Annotated in this window: 13 protein-coding genes; 6 read left to right on the plus strand and 7 right to left on the minus strand. The window is 39.1% G+C overall.

All coding sequences use genetic code 11. The features are described 5' to 3' along the window. The first annotated feature begins 111 nt into the window (after nucleotides 1-111). The 5 genes from J9318_RS12905 to J9318_RS12925 all read left to right on the plus strand — a co-directional run bounded on the left by J9318_RS12905 (nucleotide 112) and on the right by J9318_RS12925 (nucleotide 7,438). Entirely contained in the window at nucleotides 112-1,731 is a 1,620-nt protein-coding gene (locus tag J9318_RS12905) for a methyl-accepting chemotaxis protein (RefSeq protein ID WP_210560295.1), read from the plus strand. A gap of 123 nt (nucleotides 1,732-1,854) precedes the next feature. Further along, nucleotides 1,855-2,958 carry a phosphoribosylaminoimidazolesuccinocarboxamide synthase gene (locus J9318_RS12910; protein WP_210560296.1) on the plus strand — a complete coding sequence of 368 codons (1,104 nt, stop codon included), beginning with the start codon at nucleotides 1,855-1,857 and terminating at the stop codon, nucleotides 2,956-2,958. Between the two features lie 155 nt (nucleotides 2,959-3,113). Next, a complete protein-coding gene (locus J9318_RS12915) occupies nucleotides 3,114-3,794 on the plus strand; it encodes a methylamine utilization protein (RefSeq protein ID WP_210560297.1) in 681 nt (226 codons plus the stop codon). Further along, on the plus strand, nucleotides 3,781-6,195 hold the full coding sequence (locus J9318_RS12920; protein WP_210560298.1) for a bifunctional diguanylate cyclase/phosphodiesterase: 2,415 nt from the start codon (nucleotides 3,781-3,783) through the stop codon (nucleotides 6,193-6,195). Before J9318_RS12915 ends, J9318_RS12920 begins: the two co-directional genes overlap by 14 nt. Next, nucleotides 6,188-7,438, plus strand: a complete 1,251-nt coding sequence (locus tag J9318_RS12925) for a hypothetical protein (protein WP_210560299.1) — start codon at nucleotides 6,188-6,190, stop codon at nucleotides 7,436-7,438. Before J9318_RS12920 ends, J9318_RS12925 begins: the two co-directional genes overlap by 8 nt. Nucleotides 7,439-7,572: 134 nt before the next feature. On the opposite strand, the gene recA is transcribed toward J9318_RS12925, so the two are convergent. Continuing rightward, nucleotides 7,573-8,613, minus strand: coding sequence for a recombinase RecA (recA, locus tag J9318_RS12930; protein ID WP_210560300.1), 1,041 nt, complete (start codon nucleotides 8,611-8,613; stop codon nucleotides 7,573-7,575). 108 nt (nucleotides 8,614-8,721) lie between these two features. After that, nucleotides 8,722-9,222: a CinA family protein gene (locus tag J9318_RS12935; protein WP_210560301.1), complete on the minus strand. Its 501-nt coding sequence runs from the start codon at nucleotides 9,220-9,222 to the stop codon at nucleotides 8,722-8,724. 103 nt (nucleotides 9,223-9,325) lie between these two features. Between J9318_RS12935 and mutS the strand changes: the two genes are divergently transcribed. Then, nucleotides 9,326-11,941 carry a DNA mismatch repair protein MutS gene (gene mutS / locus J9318_RS12940; protein ID WP_244731711.1) on the plus strand — a complete coding sequence of 872 codons (2,616 nt, stop codon included), beginning with the start codon at nucleotides 9,326-9,328 and terminating at the stop codon, nucleotides 11,939-11,941. 1 nt (nucleotide 11,942) lies between these two features. Here the strand turns inward: mutS and J9318_RS12945 are convergent, their stop codons facing one another. From J9318_RS12945 to J9318_RS12965, 5 genes are all read right to left on the minus strand, one after another. Continuing rightward, nucleotides 11,943-13,367: a hypothetical protein gene (locus tag J9318_RS12945; protein ID WP_210560302.1), complete on the minus strand. Its 1,425-nt coding sequence runs from the start codon at nucleotides 13,365-13,367 to the stop codon at nucleotides 11,943-11,945. 170 nt (nucleotides 13,368-13,537) lie between these two features. Beyond that, nucleotides 13,538-14,512: an RNA polymerase sigma factor RpoS gene (gene rpoS, locus J9318_RS12950; RefSeq protein ID WP_210560303.1), complete on the minus strand. Its 975-nt coding sequence runs from the start codon at nucleotides 14,510-14,512 to the stop codon at nucleotides 13,538-13,540. Between the two features lie 56 nt (nucleotides 14,513-14,568). After that, complete coding sequence (locus tag J9318_RS12955; protein WP_210560304.1) at nucleotides 14,569-15,417, minus strand: peptidoglycan DD-metalloendopeptidase family protein; 849 nt, start codon at nucleotides 15,415-15,417, stop codon at nucleotides 14,569-14,571. A 2-nt stretch (nucleotides 15,418-15,419) separates the two neighbouring features. After that, entirely contained in the window at nucleotides 15,420-16,001 is a 582-nt protein-coding gene (locus J9318_RS12960; protein WP_210560305.1) for a YqaA family protein, read from the minus strand. Beyond that, a complete protein-coding gene (locus tag J9318_RS12965; protein WP_210560306.1) occupies nucleotides 16,001-16,636 on the minus strand; it encodes a protein-L-isoaspartate(D-aspartate) O-methyltransferase in 636 nt (211 codons plus the stop codon). Before J9318_RS12965 ends, J9318_RS12960 begins: the two co-directional genes overlap by 1 nt. Nucleotides 16,637-16,639: the final 3 nt, after the last annotated feature.

Raw genomic sequence — 16,639 nt, forward strand, 5'->3', positions numbered from 1 at the left:
TTATGGTCAAATTATAACCATAGAAACATTATTCAGCTCTTTATTGTTAAAGAGCTGGCGGCTTAAGCCGATATATTTAATGCTTTCGATAAATCTATAGGTAGATTAAGTGTGAATAAATTCCAAAATCTCAGTGTTTTCATAAAGATCAATGTTATTACCTTGATCGCGCTAATCGCTCTGATCGTCGTTATTGTTTTAAATGCGCTCGCTAGCCAAGAAAATAATAAAAATATTGACGACCTAAAAGACCGTCGTTATCAAATAGCAAAAATCTCTACGGCTAATTCATTTATCATCAACAGAATTGACGAATTTTATAGCCAAGCCGTCTCCTTCGGTGACGAAGAGCTTATCAGCAAAGCTGACGCGGAATATGAGATATTAAAAAAGAACATTGAAAGCATTCTTAAACTAGATAAAGCAAATCGTTCTAAATTAGAACAATTCGAGCAAACGTTAGAAAAATACAACATTACAGCAAAAGAAATAGTAACCACGTTCTTAAGTGGCGATGCTGATTTTTCAGTTATTCAACAAAAGTCTTCTGAAAAAGCTGAGTTGTTCAAGCAACTAAATGACAACCTCGAGCAATACAAGTCTCAGTCAGATCGTGAGTACGTAGAACTCGCTGAAAATGCGAAAGCACGTTCTGAAAACACCATCATGCAAAGTATTATCGTATCGGTTGTGCTGGTTATTTTAATCGTTATTCTTGGTGTCTTTATTGGTAGAGTCATTCGCCAAGCCGCGTCGGATGCGGCCGAGACTCTTGGTGAGCTTGCTAAGGGCGACGGCGATTTAAACTCGACCCTGAATGTGACAAGCGAAGACGAAATTGGTCAAATGTCGAAGAACTTCAATGGCTTCATGGAAGTCTTACGTGCGGCCATTAGTGATGTTATGGCGGTTGTTCAACCTCTGCTTGATAACTCAACACGCCTGATTCAACGTATGGAAGTTGCTGAGTCTGCGATGCATAAGCAAAGCGAAGACTCAGAAATGGTTAAACAGTCCATGGAAGAGATGAATCAAAGCGTAAATGAAATATCTAACTCTGCAAACGAAGCAGCGGTTGCTACAGAAAACGCAGAGAAAGAAGCGAACCAAAGCTTAGACATTCTTAACCAGTCTATGGCAGTTTCTCAAGCATTGAACAGTGAAATAAAGGGCGCATCTTCAGTTATCCATAAATTGGCTCAAGATACTCAAAACGTTAATCAAATTCTTGACGTTATTACTTCTATTGCTGAACAGACTAACCTGTTGGCATTGAATGCGGCAATTGAAGCAGCACGTGCTGGCGAACAAGGCCGTGGTTTCGCAGTTGTTGCCGACGAAGTTCGAGAGCTTGCATCAAGAACATCAAAATCAACTACTGAAATCCGAGAGTTGTTAAACGCGCTAACAGAAGCTGCTACCGCCTCTGTTGACTCAATGGAAAGTGCTAGCGCCCAAGCGGAGCGAAACGAAGAGTATGCCGCTCAAACGGGTGAGTCTGTTAACAAAATCGCAGGCCATATCAACACAATTAATGGCCTTAACACTCAGATTGCTACGGCAACCGAAGAACAAACCTCAGTTGCTAATACTGTAATGATGAATGTTAATGACATGAATAAATCAATCGGCAGTTCATTAGAGGCACTTGATGGCATACGTGATGTCTCGAAAAGCCTACATACATTATCTGATGACTTACTTGAGGCCGCTTCTAAATTTAAACTTTAAGCGACACCAAGATAAATATATGAAAAAGGTCGATTATCGGCCTTTTTTATTTTCTATTTCTTGACGCATTTTGCTAAACTTTAAAGCCAAATTTGCTTCCTCACCTAAATGGAAACTATTCCAATGAATTTGGCTCAATCAGTATTAGCGGTAAACGATGATCTTCCTATAAAAACCAATCTTCCTGTCCATAGTGGAAAAGTGCGCTCTGTGTACTGGCTTACGGCCGAAGATAGTAGCCGATTAATTAGAGATAAAGGATACGACGTAGCCGAAGACACGCCATTAGCTATTATGGTAATAAGTGATCGTATTTCTGCCTTTGACTGTGTATGGCATGGAGAAAACGGACTAAATGGTGTGCCTGGTAAAGGTGCCGCTCTTAATGCGATTTCTAATCATTGGTTTAAATTATTCAAAGAGAATGGGTTAGCTGATAGTCATATTTTGGATATTCCCCATCCATTTGTTTGGATTGTGCAAAAAGCTAAGCCCGTTATGATTGAAGCAATCGCTCGCCAATACATAACCGGCTCAATGTGGCGCAGCTACGAAAAAGGTGAACGAGAGTTTTGTGGCATCACCTTACCTGAAGGCCTCACCAAAGACCAAAAACTAGATCAAATTTTAATAACACCTTCTACTAAAGGCATACTTAAGGGTATTCCAAACGTACCTGAAGCGGATGATGCGAATATTAGCAATGCAGATATAGTTAATAATTACTCATCTTTTAATTTTAAAAGTATTGAAGATGTGTCTTTATACCAAACGCTTTTAAAAGATGGATTTTCATTAATTACTGATGAGCTTGCTAAAATTGGACAAATATTTATCGATACGAAGTTTGAATTCGGTTACGTAAAAGATTCACAGCAACAAGAAAAGCTTATATATATGGATGAAGTTGGCACGCCAGATTCATCTCGCATTTGGGATGGGGAGGCATATCGCAATGGCAAGGTTGTTGAAAACTCCAAAGAAGGTTTTCGTCAGGTATTGCTAAATTATTTCCCTGATGCAGACATCCTGTTAAACAAAAATAGAATGGATGAACGTAACGCTCTTGCTAGAAATAATTCACTACCTACCAGTGTACTAATGGACGTGTCGAAAACTTACCTAAATATTGCCGAAAAAATTACTGGAACAAAGCTGATATTGAGCAATAACCCCAAACAAGAAATCATAGATATACTTCGGGAAAGTTACGACCTTATTGTGTAAACGCAGTTTAATCATATTACTCAAACTAGATAAAGGCATGTTTTAATTAATAATAAAATTTAAATCGTGCCTTAACATATTTCATATCAATTATTTTTTGCCTATCGTAAACAATATCCGTACACTGAAATTATTGCTTTTTTGATGAGGTCATCATGTCGTTCAACTCTTTTTCCTATAAATGTATAGTGCTTGCGACAAGTGTATTTATAATTTTATTAGCGACAACTTTTAGCAGTAATACTTTTGCTAATAAGGTTGATATTTTAGTACTGTCTAATAAACACCAGTCTGTTCCAAACGTTGGAGTTTCCTTAACATTATTAGGTAAAAATCACGACAAAGACAAAGAACCAGTGCCTCAGGTAATGAATCAAATTGATACACAATTTTCGCCTCACATCTTAATGGCGCAAAAAGGTGCGAACATCAGTTTTCCTAATTCAGACAATGTTAAACACCATGTTTATTCGTTCTCTGAAGCTAAGACATTTGAGCTAAAACTGTATAAAGACCAAAAACCTGAGCCTCTGCCATTTGAACAAGCGGGCACAGTTACGCTAGGCTGTAATATCCACGACTGGATGCTAGGCTATGTATATGTTGTTGATACTCCGTACTTTTCTAAAACAAACGAGTCTGGTTTTTTACAACTTGAATTGCCAGACGGTGATTATGAAGTTCGTCTCTATAATCCTTTGCTACAAAAAAGTGATCTACAAAGGGTTGATAAAGTATCCATATCTGGAAATAAAAACATCACCATTCAATTAAAACATGCAATGTTAAATGCTACCGATAGTTTTGAAGAAGGCGACGAATTTGACGCGTATTAACTTTCGTTCTTTACAAAATCGCAATTTTTTTCTTTTTTTATTCGCACTTATTGTTACCGTCAGTGCTGTACTTGCGGTTACGTTAAAACAAACATACGGTCACTCTACCAAGCAAATTGATAATCAATTTGAGAGCTCATACTCGGTACTGTTATACCGATTAGAAGCCGAAGCGTTAAACTTAGATGGCGGACTTGAGACGGCGAGTAAAAACTTTAATTTAAAAAGTCTAATACTAGGCGGTAAAAAAGATCCTAACTCGCTTAAACTAGCTTTAACAAACTACCAGACACGGCTAGGCTCCGATTTTATTTCGGTATTAGACCAAGATAAAACTCCGGTTGTTAGTACCCTGCCATTAAATGAAGAGATAGTGACTGGATCAAAAAGCGGAAAATTGCGATTTGGTTTAATTAATCAACAGTTATATTTAATTTCGATTAAAGGAATTAAAGAGGTTGAAAGAATACCTAAGCCCAACGCATATATTGTTACTGGCATAAATGTATCTCGTCTTTTTTCTGCTGATATTAGAAAAATAACTAACTTTGAAGTCAGTATTCGATTTAACAAAAGAGTAATGGCTAGCAGCATTGAAGGGCTCACCGCAGAGCAGCTAGACCAAGGATTTTCAAGTGTTCCTTCTATAGAGGAAGAGCAAAAACGTAAGCTTCAACAACTTATAGTTCTAGATAACCAAAAATATATAAGTTATCAAGCCTTCTTGTCTCATATCAACCAGCAACCAATAAACGTTTTTTTTACATTGCTAGAATCAGAGGCACATTTAAATTACGACAACTTAATACTTCAACTGTCGGTGGCTATTGCCGTCATTATGATCCTTATTTCATTTTTGACGTTTTCATTTTCTAAAAGTATTGCTAAACCTCTTCGTATTCTCGCTGATGTCGCCAACGAAATTAGAAAAGGCAAGTACCCTGATATTCAACATGATAAAACACTCTACGAAGTAGAAACATTATCGTTAGCATTAGGAGGCATGCAAAGTGCGATTCAAAAAAGGGAAAAGGAAAATCATCAACTTGCGTACTTCAGTTCATTAACAGGTCTTCCAAACAGAACCTACTTTATGTCGCAGGTTAAAAAGCAAATAGCACAGCATGAAGCGCAACGCTTTGCCGTATTGTGGATGGACGTGGATCGATTTAAAGACATAAATGATACATTAGGTCACGAATTTGGCGACGACGTCATCAAAGCGATTGCTCACCGTCTCGAGGATAATGCCCAGCGAAACACATTTATTGCCTACCTAGATGGTGATGAATTTGCGGCTTATATCAATGTGAATAATGAACAGGAAGCGATGCTTGCCGCAGGCCAAATTGAAAACTTATTTGAACAACCATTCCTAGTTAATGAAATAGCGCTAGATGTATCAATCAGCATAGGTATCTCTTTGTACCCCGATGATACAAAACTAGCAGAACAGTTAATGCAATATGCAGACATCGCTTTGTATGAATCGAAGGAACAACACCACAGTATTGCTCGTTATATCGCATCTAATAATAAATATTCTGTTGTTCGTTTAAGCTTAATGACTGAGCTCAAAAATGCCATAGAAGAAGGACAACTCACTTTAAATTACCAACCTAAAATAGATATAGCGTCAGGTAAAGTTGTTAGTGTTGAGTCGCTTGTTCGTTGGCGTCACCCAGAGCATGGTTTCATTTTTCCTGATGACTTTATTCCTTTGGCTGAGCAAACAGGTAACATTCGTCATTTAACACACTGGGCAATTGAGCAAGCACTAATCGAGCACGTTCGTTTAAAACAGCTTGGGTATGACATCAAAATGGCCGTAAACATATCGGCTGTAGATTTGTCTGACTTAGAGTTACCTCCTTTTGTTGGCTTACTGTTGGCAAAGTATAAGGTGACACCTACGTCGCTCATTTTAGAAGTTACTGAAAGCGCCATTATGGCTGACGCTGATAAAGCAATGAAAGCGCTAAACATGCTAAAAAGTATGTCTATTAAATTATCCATTGATGATTTTGGAACGGGCTACTCATCAATGGAGCAACTTAAACGTGCGCCAGTTGATGAACTTAAGATAGACAAGTCCTTTGTATTAGACCTAGCTAGCAACAAAGATGACTTTATCATTGTAAAATCTATAACAAGTTTGGCACACAACCTTGGAATGACTATAGTTGCCGAGGGTGTTGAAGATTTAGGTAGCTTAATGAAATTAAAGCAACTAAATATAGAAACAGCACAAGGGTATTTTATTAGTAAACCCGTTGATTCTTTAACTTTAGAAACTTGGTTAGATGAAAATAAAGGAATTTACGCCCCACTCCATAATGTCGACATGCAAGTAACTACTACCGAAGATAAACTTGGTAACGGCAAGAGTGACGGTGATTAAAATTAAGCAACTATTCGCTATTAAAACGGCATTATTGATCAGTCTTCTTTTCAATAACGTCGCGAACGCTGGTTTAACAACCAAGGGTGTTATAGACGCAAGCATACTTTACAACGAAACACCTGAGTCTTGGTTAAAGCCATGGTTTGAAAATGGTGTTGGTGTACACAGATACGACGATGAAATAACCGCGCGCCTTAATCATGCCTTGCTTGAAATCGACTATGAATTAACTAATGACTTATCGTTTTTTGCTGTTGCTCAATACACCCCAGATGGCGATACACACCTTGGTGTAAATGAAGCCTACATAAAATATAAGCCTCTAACAAACAAGATTAAACACGAGTTAAAGGTTGGTTATTTTTATCCACAACTTTCACTAGAGAACTCAGATATTGGCTGGACTAGTCCTTATACCTTTAACTTTTCGTCGATTAACAGCTGGGTTGCAGAAGAAGTAAGACCTTTAGGTATAGAATGGCAAGTCAAGCGGCCAGGTCGAGCACACAACAGCAATTTTACCTATACGGGTGTTGTCTCTGCCTACGCTCAAAATGACGGCATAGCATCACTATTAGCTTGGCGCGGTTGGGCCATTCATAACCGTCAGACACTTATCGGGGAGAAAGTTCGGTTTGCCAATTACTTTCAGTTTCAACCTGTTGAGGCACCCAACCCGACCTACGTCGACATTAATGACGAAACCGATCATAGGGTAGGTTATTATGTTGGCCTTCACGTTCAGTACCAAAGAAAAACGGATCTCCGTGCTTATTACTACGATAACAATGCCGATCCGCTATCTATTGAATCAGATATGCAATATGGTTGGGATACACAGTTCTTCTCTTTGGCTTTGCTACATAAGTTTAATCGTGAGTTTAGACTTCTTGCGCAAGTAATGACTGGTAAAACTAAAATGGGCGATATTGAAAACGGCGTTTTTAACGACTTTAGAGCCTGGTACGTCATGCTAAATTATAAACTCGCACAACATAGATATTCTATTCGCCACGACGCTTTTAGAGTTTTAGACAAAGATAATAATGAATTTGATCCAAATAGTAGCGACGGCAAAAGCGTAACGTTAAGTTATCGCTATGAATACAGCGATAATTGGCAGCTAGGTACGGAGCTAACCATTACAACTAGTGATAATACAAACAGAACACTTTGGCTGAACTGGACACCTAAACACACACAGAAGTCTTTTGCGTTAACCGCGCAGTATCGTTTTTAGTCAGTGTCACATTGTTATGTGGCGTTAGTCGTAAATAGTGGTTAATTAATACTACTTTTTATTTACATAAAAAAAGCCGCCTTGAACTGAGGCGACTTTAACAGGGTCAATCTTACTAAATGAAAACCTAAGAACTAACCTTCTAAGGTCGCGTCTTTATCTTCTGGTTCTTCATCTTTTATTGTTGCTTGTAACAACAACATATCTCTTAATTTTGTTTCAATTTCTTCCGCAATATCGGTATTTTCTTTTAAGAACTTAATACAGTTTGCTTTACCTTGGCCAATTTTGCTGCCGTTGTATGCATACCAAGCACCTGCTTTATCAACCACGTTATTTTTAACGCCAAGATCGATAAGTTCGCCTTCTTTAGAAATACCTTTACCGTACATGATAATAAATTCAGCTTGTTTAAACGGAGGTGCAACCTTGTTTTTAACAACTTTAACCCGAGTTTCGTTACCAATAATCTCGTCGCCTTCTTTAACCGAACCGATACGACGGATATCTAAGCGAACTGATGCGTAGAATTTTAATGCATTACCACCAGTAGTGGTTTCTGGATTACCAAACATAACACCAATTTTCATACGAATTTGGTTAATGAAAATACAAAGTGTGTTTGAACGCTTAATATTACCTGTTAGTTTACGAAGCGCTTGAGACATTAAACGAGCTTGTAGACCCATGTGCGAGTCACCCATGTCACCTTCAATTTCAGCTTTTGGCGTTAACGCGGCTACAGAGTCGACAATAAGAACGTCTACAGCACCTGAACGAACTAGCATATCGGTAATTTCTAAAGCTTGTTCACCTGTGTCTGGCTGTGAAACTAATAACTCATCAACATTAACACCTAATGCAGCTGCATAAATTGGGTCAAGTGCGTGCTCAGCATCAACGAAAGCACAAGTTTTACCTTGCTTCTGTGCTTGCGCTATAACTTGTAGCGTTAATGTTGTTTTACCAGAAGATTCAGGACCGTAAATTTCGATAATACGACCACAAGGTAATCCGCCTATGCCTAATGCAATATCTAATCCTAGCGAACCTGTGCTCACTGATTCTATATCTAGTGCTTTGCTATCGCCTAGCTTCATAATTGAACCTTTACCAAATTGGCGTTCAATTTGTTGCAACGCTGCACCAAGTGCCTTTTCTTTATTTGCGTCCATTTAACTCTCCGGAATGACTTTGTTTGGGCTTCCACCAAAATTTATGGAATGAGTATACTGTATAATTAAACAGTATCAATACTGTATAGAATCTTTTTTATATTATTTTTATAATAAAATCGTAACCAATTGATTTAATGAGAATTGCACTGCCTTATTTCTTACTGCAAGTCGATCTCCATCGAACTGTTGTCTGTGAGTGTATACCGTAATTTCCTTATTATTTTTAGTTACAGACACTGCAAATGCAAACCAAACTGTTCCAACTGGTTTAGATTCTGTACCGCCACCTGGTCCAGCTATTCCACTCACCGCAATTGCTATATTTGCATCGGCGGCTTTTAAAGCGCCTGTCGCCATTTCTGCAACCGTTTCTTCCGAGACCGCTCCATAAGTATCCAATGTATTCCTACTTACGCCCAATAAACGATGTTTCGCCTCATTACTATAGGTAACGTAAGCCTCGTTAAAATATGCCGAGCTACCTGCTAAATCTGTAATTGCCGAAGACACCCCACCAGCAGTGCATGACTCGGCCGTAGTGATGGTCCATCCGTTTTCCAATAAATGCTCTGCTAGTAAACGTCTAGCGTTGGTAAAGCCGTTCATTTTTCACTCCTCAAGCCGCTAAAATCAATTTTTACAAGACACTCGTTAACTGATCTGTGACAATATACGATATTAATAGTCAACCGTCAGTCCATACTTTGTAATGATAGATTTATACAGCGATGCAAGCATTGCAGCTCAAACGCCAATGATGCAGCAATTTTTAAAACTGAAAAAAGACCATCAAAATGTGCTTTTATTTTATCGAATGGGCGACTTTTATGAGTTGTTCTTTGATGATGCTAAGCGCGCCTCTGAACTTTTAGATATATCACTTACAAAGCGAGGCACAGCACATGGTCAACCCATCCCTATGGCGGGTGTACCGTATCATGCGGTAGATAATTATTTATCAAGGCTGGTGCAAATGGGGCAGTCGGTTGCAATCTGTGAACAAGTAGGTGATCCGGCCACGAGTAAAGGCCCTGTTGATCGTAAAGTAGTTAGAATTGTTACGCCCGGCACGGTAACTGATGAAAATTTGTTACCTGACCGACAAGATAATTTAATTGCGTCTGTATTCGAGAAAAATGGCAAAACAGGGGTTTTGTTTGGACTTGCATATTTAGACATAAATAGTGGTCGTTTTTTACTTAACGAGTTTGAACAACTCGCAGACTTACAAGCAACGTTAACAAGAATATCACCTGCCGAACTACTATACCCAGAGTCGTTTTCACATACGTCTTTTATAGATCGAGATAAAGGCGCTCGCCGTAGACCCGATTGGGAGTTTGATCTGCAAAGTGCGCATCGTGTATTGAACCAACAGTTTAATACTAAAGAGCTAACTGGTTTTGGCGTAGTAAATTATTCAGCCGGTTTATCAGCTGCAGGTTGCTTAATGCAATATGTAAAAGATACCCAGCGTACTGCATTGCCTCACATTCGTAATATTACTATCGAGTCGTTACACACTACTATTTTGATCGATTCGGCTACTCGTAAAAACTTAGAGCTAACTCATAATTTATCTGGTGGTAACGACAACACTTTAGCGAGTGTACTTGATAAAACATCAACGCCGATGGGATCCCGATTATTGAAACGATGGATCCATATGCCCAGTCGCGAGCAACTTGAAGTTTCAGCACGTCTAGATGCAGTAGATGCACTGATGCAAGGCGGTATTTTTGAAGATGGTCAAAACTATTTAAAACAAATCGGTGATATTGAACGAATTGTCGCTAGGCTTGCATTACGTTCGGCAAGACCTCGAGATCTAGCTCGTTTAAGAAATTCATTAGCCGTCATCCCTTTACTGAAAGCTTCTCTGAATCTGGCAAAAGCAAGTCGCCTTAGTGCACTGATAAACCAAGTCGAAGATTTGCCAACTATTGTTGAATTATTAAATAGTGCAATTATTGAAAACCCTCCTGTCTTAATCCGAGACGGTGGTGTCATTCGAGAAGGGTTCAGCCCAGAACTTGATGAGTTAAGAGAGCTAAGTGCAGGTGCTACTCGGTTTGTTGAAGAGCTTGAAGCTAGAGAGCGCGAACAAACTGGTATAGCAACGTTAAAAGTAGGGTATAACCGGGTACATGGCTTTTACATCGATGTAAGCAAAGCAAACTCGGCACAAGTACCAGAGCATTATATTAGACGTCAAACACTAAAAAACAACGAACGCTATATTGTTCCAGAGTTAAAAGAACATGAAGAAAAAGTATTAACGAGTCAAAGTCGTTCGCTAGCCCTTGAGAAGAAGTTATATGACGAACTTCTCACTTCGTTAATTGAAGTGATTCAACCTCTGCAACGCACCGCCGAAGCAATCGCGCAATTAGATGTATTATGTAACTTTGCAGAACGTGCAGAGTCATTAAATTACAATAAACCAACTTTAGTTCGCGGTAGAGTCATAAATATTACTGAAGGTCGTCATCCTGTTGTTGAGCAAGTCATGTCAGAGCCATTCATCTCAAATCCGGTTGATTTGCGTGACGAGCGACGTTTGGCAATCATAACTGGACCAAATATGGGCGGTAAGTCGACGTACATGCGTCAGATTGCCCTAATTACTTTAATGGCAAATATTGGCTCATTTGTACCCGCGAGCCAGGCTGAGATTGGTGAAATTGACAAAATCTTTACTCGAATTGGGGCGTCTGATGATCTGGCGTCTGGTCGTTCAACCTTTATGGTAGAAATGACAGAAACAGCAAACATAATGCACAATGCGACACCAAACTCTCTAGTTTTGATGGATGAAATAGGACGAGGAACCAGTACTTATGATGGTTTAAGCCTGGCATGGGCAAGTGCTGAATATTTAGCGACAAAACTACGGTCGCTTACGCTTTTTGCAACCCACTACTTTGAGCTAACCGAGTTTGCACATACACTTGAAGGTGTGATTAACGTCCATCTTAATGCTCAAGAGCACCAAGACGACATTATTTTTATGCACGCCGTACAAGATGGTGCAGCAAGCAAGAGTTTTGGTATTCAGGTGGCAAAACTCGCGGGTCTGCCGCAAGAAGTGTTGAGTTTTGCGAAACAAAAGTTAGTCCAATTAGAGTCCCACGGCGAGCTACCAAATGGCCCTAGCGATAGCTTACGCAGTGCCACTGTCAATAACTCAGTAACACCTGTAATGTCGTTATTAGAAATGTCTAAGTTACAAGCTGCTGATATTATTGCGAGCACCGACCTAGATGAACTTTCACCAAGGCAGGCATGGGATTTACTTAATCAATTAAAGAATATGATTCGTTAAATTAAAGAGGTTTTATCCGAGCATGCTTATAGTCTTCAAGTGAGATGAAATGCTTGGATAACTTATTTTTTCTGCTCGCTTCTTCAATACCCTTATCAAACTCCATCTTTAACCATCGACCTTTATCGTTATTTTGAAACATGATAAATAACGGTAACGACTCGTAAAACTCCATCGATGGGTACTGATCAAAAAATGACGAGACGTTGTAAGGATATTCCACAATCACATCAACACGTTTTTGTAAAAACAATTGTTCACATAGAAAAAAGTCCGCTCGGTAGATTAATGCCTTGTCAGATAGCTGTTTTTTTACTAATTCATAGGTTTCTGCTGCGCAAATATTTAGTTCTAAATCGTTATTTTTTAAACGGTTAAGTGTTTCTAAATCTTGGGTTAAAGCAACAACTGACGCCTCGTAGTCTATATGATACTTTGATGTCAAATAGCCCTTTGGCATACCCATATATGTACCCACTAATATGTCAGCTTTGTTTGACTTAAATTGTCGCGTTGCACGAAGCCATGAACTAGCCTCTTTCTGTAGCATAATGGATTTAGGCAAGCCTTCCTCTAAAAGCCCCCAATAAACACCGGTGCCATCTGTCTCGGTATAAGCTTCCCAATGACCACTAACAGCCTTAACTGTTAAGTCTTTCGGTTGCTTAGCGACTTGTTCTTGAAAGTCATGAATACCAAATTGTGCTTTTAATTTTTCTAACTCACCACTCTCTTTTAAACGCCGGAGTTCTCTTTCAATTAAGGGCTTCAAAAAAGCATTTTGCGGAGATAAATAATGATAGTCGGGCCGAACATCCAATACATGCTTAACAATATGTGGGCTTGAATCTAAGTTCGCAGAATAATCAATGTTCACCGTTAAAAACGCAGGCAGACGTTTTTTTAATACCACCTCTTCTACATCATGGGTATTAGTCAACGCAATAACATTGGGTTTATTAAAAAATCGCTCTATTATACTGTCAAAGACCACTAAGCCTCTTGGGTAACCGACAGAAGTAATATTTTCTGGTAAGCAAAAGCCACACTCCCTTCTATCTCCGACCAAAATAACCTGATATTCAAGCAGGGAAATATCGACTCTAACCAGATCAGGAAATGAAGATTCAACCACTCTATCTCTTGCTAATACACCCGATAAATTTGAAGCTGCCGCTAGTTGTAATTCCCTGACTCCCGGGGTATTTATAAACGATACTTCGTAGCCGAGCTTGTTATAAATGATAGTTAACACTTCTGATAAGTAGTAACCTTGAGCGTTAGCTGGCGGGGTTCTTAATGTAATTATTTTGCCTGGTTCAGACGCTATACCCAGCACTTCTTTTTTATACGCGACACCGTATGCACTAGTGAAAGTGAGGCAAAATATAATTAATAAAGCTATGCGTTTGGGTAGAATTTTCAAATGGCTATGTCTTTATTGTGGCAATGTTTTAAATTACTAACGAACTCTATTTTATGCAGATTTGTAAATAAATTACTACCAAATATTGAAACAAAAAAAGCCAGTAATCTACTGGCTTTTCTATCTATTCAAAATAAAAGTTATAAAACTTAAATTTGTTGTATGACTCGTTAATGCTCTTCAACCTGAAATAAAGATTCCATGTTCAAACCTTCATGTAGCGCCATGTCTTTTAGTCTACGTAAGGCCTCTACTTGTATTTGTCTTACTCGTTCTCTGGTAAGTCCTATTTCTGTTCCTACATTTTCAAGCGTAGAAGGCTCATACCCTAATAAACCGAAACGTCTTGCTAATACTTCGCGCTGTTTAGGGTTTAGCTGCTCTAACCAATGCACTATGTTGTCATTAATGTCATCATTTGTGGTCTTAAGCTCAGGTCCTTTCATTCGGTCATCAGCGATGACATCAAGTAAAACTTTATCTGAGTCTCCGCCAATTGGTGTATCTACCGAGCTAATACGTTCGTTTAGACGTAGCATTTTCGATACATCCTCAACTGGACGATCAAGTTTTGCGGCAATCTCTTCAGCTGTTGGTTCGTGATCAAGTTGCTGTGCTAATTCTCTAGCCGTTCGCAAGTAAACGTTTAATTCTTTAACCACATGAATAGGTAGACGTATCGTGCGGGTTTGATTCATTATCGCACGTTCAATGGTTTGTCTAATCCACCAAGTCGCATAGGTAGAAAATCGGAAGCCTCGCTCTGGGTCAAACTTTTCTACAGCTCGGATTAAGCCTAGATTGCCCTCTTCTATTAAATCTAGCAGAGCAAGACCTCTGTTGTTATATCGACGCGCTATTTTTACTACTAATCGCAGATTGCTTTCAATCATTCGTTTGCGTGAAGCATCACAACCTTTGAGAGATTTACGAGCGAAGAACACTTCTTCTTCCGCGGTAAGCAGAGGAGAAAAGCCAATTTCGCTTAAGTATATTTGCGTAGCGTCAAGATTTTTCGGTTGTTCCGCTTTTAGAACAACCTCATCTTCCTCAACGGTATCATCTGAATCGTCTAGTTGCGCTTCAATAAGCTCAACATCGTCTTTTGCGTTTTCTTCAGCTTCAGATATCAGTTCTTGACCCATAGTGTGACTCCTATCGACGTTGTATTAACAACGTTTTTCAGGTTAACAATCTATGCTTATCGCTTTTTAGGTAGGTATTTAAGAGGATTAACAGTACGGCCGCGAAATCGAATTTCAAAATGAAGTTTGACTTTATCGGTTCCAGAGCTGCCCATTTCCGCAATAACTTGACCCGCCTTTACCCAATCTTGCTCTTTAACCAACAAAGCACGATTGTGAGCATAAGCACTCAAATAATCATTGTTGTGTTTGACGATAATTAAATTGCCAAACCCTCTTAGCGCACTACCTGCGTAAACTACTTTGCCGTCTGCTGCAGCAATAATAGGGTCGCCGGGTCTTCCTCCGAAATCGATGCCTCTGTTACCGTTTTCCTTGGTGGAATAGGTATCGATAATTTTACCATCACTAGGGTATTGCCATTTGCGTACCTTGTGAGGAAACGAATCATTGTCACTCTTTTTAATTGGTTCTTTTTGAACTTGTTTTTTTACTTTTTGATTCGTCTGTTTTTTACCGTACTCCTCTGAATTTTCTTTTGCAATAGTTTTTTTATTATTTTTTTGTGTTGTATTTATTATGGTAACAGGCTGTTTTTGCGATCGATTCTTATTATCAATAACTGTGTTTTTCGTTAACGCTAACTGCTGCCCTGGAAAAATATCATAGGGCTCAGAAATGTTGTTTATTTGAGCGAGCAATCGATAGTCGATTCCGGCGCGCCAAGATATGGAATATAAAGTTTCACCCTTTTGAACCTCATAAACACTTTGTGTTAATGAGGCTTTGTTTCGTTCTGTATATGACGATCCAGCTTGGTCAATTTGCACAATAGGGGCTGGATATTTTCGAGTTGCACACCCGAATAATATAAAACACAACAAAATAGTAGAAAGTAACTTCATATTTAAAATTGCTTATATCCTACATAAAACACAATGAGGCCAATAACGAGCCAACCCAATACATCAACATACTGGCGAATTTTTTGTTCCATTTTCTCTCCGCCAAAATATAAGATACCGGCCACTAAGAAAAAGCGCATTCCTCGCCCAACTCCTGAGGCTAAAACAAACGGCCAAAACGTCATAGACAGCATGCCCGCACTAACAGTAAATAACTTATACGGAATTGGGGTAAATCCGGCAAGGAAAACGATCCAAACACCATATTTATCAAAATAGCCCACAATTGTTGCGAACTTATCTTGATAGTTCATCATTTCGATGAAAGGTAAGACAACTGGCTCGTATAAGTATGCTCCAAGCATATAACCGACAATCCCGCCAATAACAGAGCTTATTGTGGTAATTAGAGCTAATGTCCATGCTTTTTCGCGCTGACTAATTACCATAGGCGCTAACATAACGTCTGGTGGAATAGGAAAAAATATAGACTCAGAAAAGGTAAGTAGTGCCAGGTAATAAGTGGCGTATTTATGTTTAGCCCATCGGATACAAGCATCGTATAGCTTTGTAAACAACTTCATTATGCTGTATCTCCCGACACTAAAGGTACGAATTTAACGGCCTCGTGATGAACTTCTAAATATTCATCTCCTTGCCTTGTTACTGTCACTAATGTTTGATTTTCTGTTCCTAAAGGCAATACTAAAATGCCGCCATCTTTAAGTTGTTCTTTTAGCGCTGCAGGTATAGAACTTGGCGCTGCTGTAACAATAATAGCGTCAAAGGGAGCTTTAGACTCCCACCCTAACCAGCCATCACCATGCTTCATTTGTACGTTGTAAATGTCCAACTTTTGAAGGCGACGTTTAGCAATAAGTTGAAGCTGACGTATACGCTCAACAGAAAATACATTTTTAAATACGCGCCCTAAAATAGCAGCTTGATAACCTGAGCCTGTGCCGATTTCCAGTACATTGGATGTAACTCCATGCTCAACCAATATCTGAGTCATTTTACCGACTATGTACGGCTGAGAAATTGTTTGTCCTTGGCCAATTGGTAAAGCTGTATTTTCATAAGCTTTGTGAGCTAACACTTGTTCGACAAAAAGGTGGCGTGGAATTGATGCTAGTGCATCTAGTACAACAGGGTTCGTAATGCCCAGTCCTTTGACCTGATTAGCAAGCGCAGCTCCGCTACGAGTAAATTGATTCATATC

This window comes from Psychrosphaera aestuarii, from assembly GCF_017948405.1.
In the GTDB taxonomy this organism is placed as follows: Bacteria; Pseudomonadota; Gammaproteobacteria; order Enterobacterales; family Alteromonadaceae; genus Psychrosphaera; species Psychrosphaera aestuarii.

What these genes read in the sequence shown, in the direction of transcription:
- J9318_RS12910 (WP_210560296.1), top strand. Translation starts at nt 1,855, where the DNA reads ATGAATTTGGCTCAATCAGTATTAGCGGTAAACGATGATCTTCCTATA.
- J9318_RS12915 (WP_210560297.1), top strand. Translation starts at nt 3,114, where the DNA reads ATGTCGTTCAACTCTTTTTCCTATAAATGTATAGTGCTTGCGACAAGT.
- recA (WP_210560300.1), bottom strand. Translation starts at nt 8,613, where the DNA reads ATGGACGCAAATAAAGAAAAGGCACTTGGTGCAGCGTTGCAACAAATT.
- J9318_RS12935 (WP_210560301.1), bottom strand. Translation starts at nt 9,222, where the DNA reads ATGAACGGCTTTACCAACGCTAGACGTTTACTAGCAGAGCATTTATTG.
- mutS (WP_244731711.1), top strand. Translation starts at nt 9,326, where the DNA reads ATGATAGATTTATACAGCGATGCAAGCATTGCAGCTCAAACGCCAATG.
- rpoS (WP_210560303.1), bottom strand. Translation starts at nt 14,512, where the DNA reads ATGGGTCAAGAACTGATATCTGAAGCTGAAGAAAACGCAAAAGACGAT.
- J9318_RS12955 (WP_210560304.1), bottom strand. Translation starts at nt 15,417, where the DNA reads ATGAAGTTACTTTCTACTATTTTGTTGTGTTTTATATTATTCGGGTGT.
- J9318_RS12960 (WP_210560305.1), bottom strand. Translation starts at nt 16,001, where the DNA reads ATGAAGTTGTTTACAAAGCTATACGATGCTTGTATCCGATGGGCTAAA.
- J9318_RS12965 (WP_210560306.1), bottom strand. Translation starts at nt 16,636, where the DNA reads ATGAATCAATTTACTCGTAGCGGAGCTGCGCTTGCTAATCAGGTCAAA.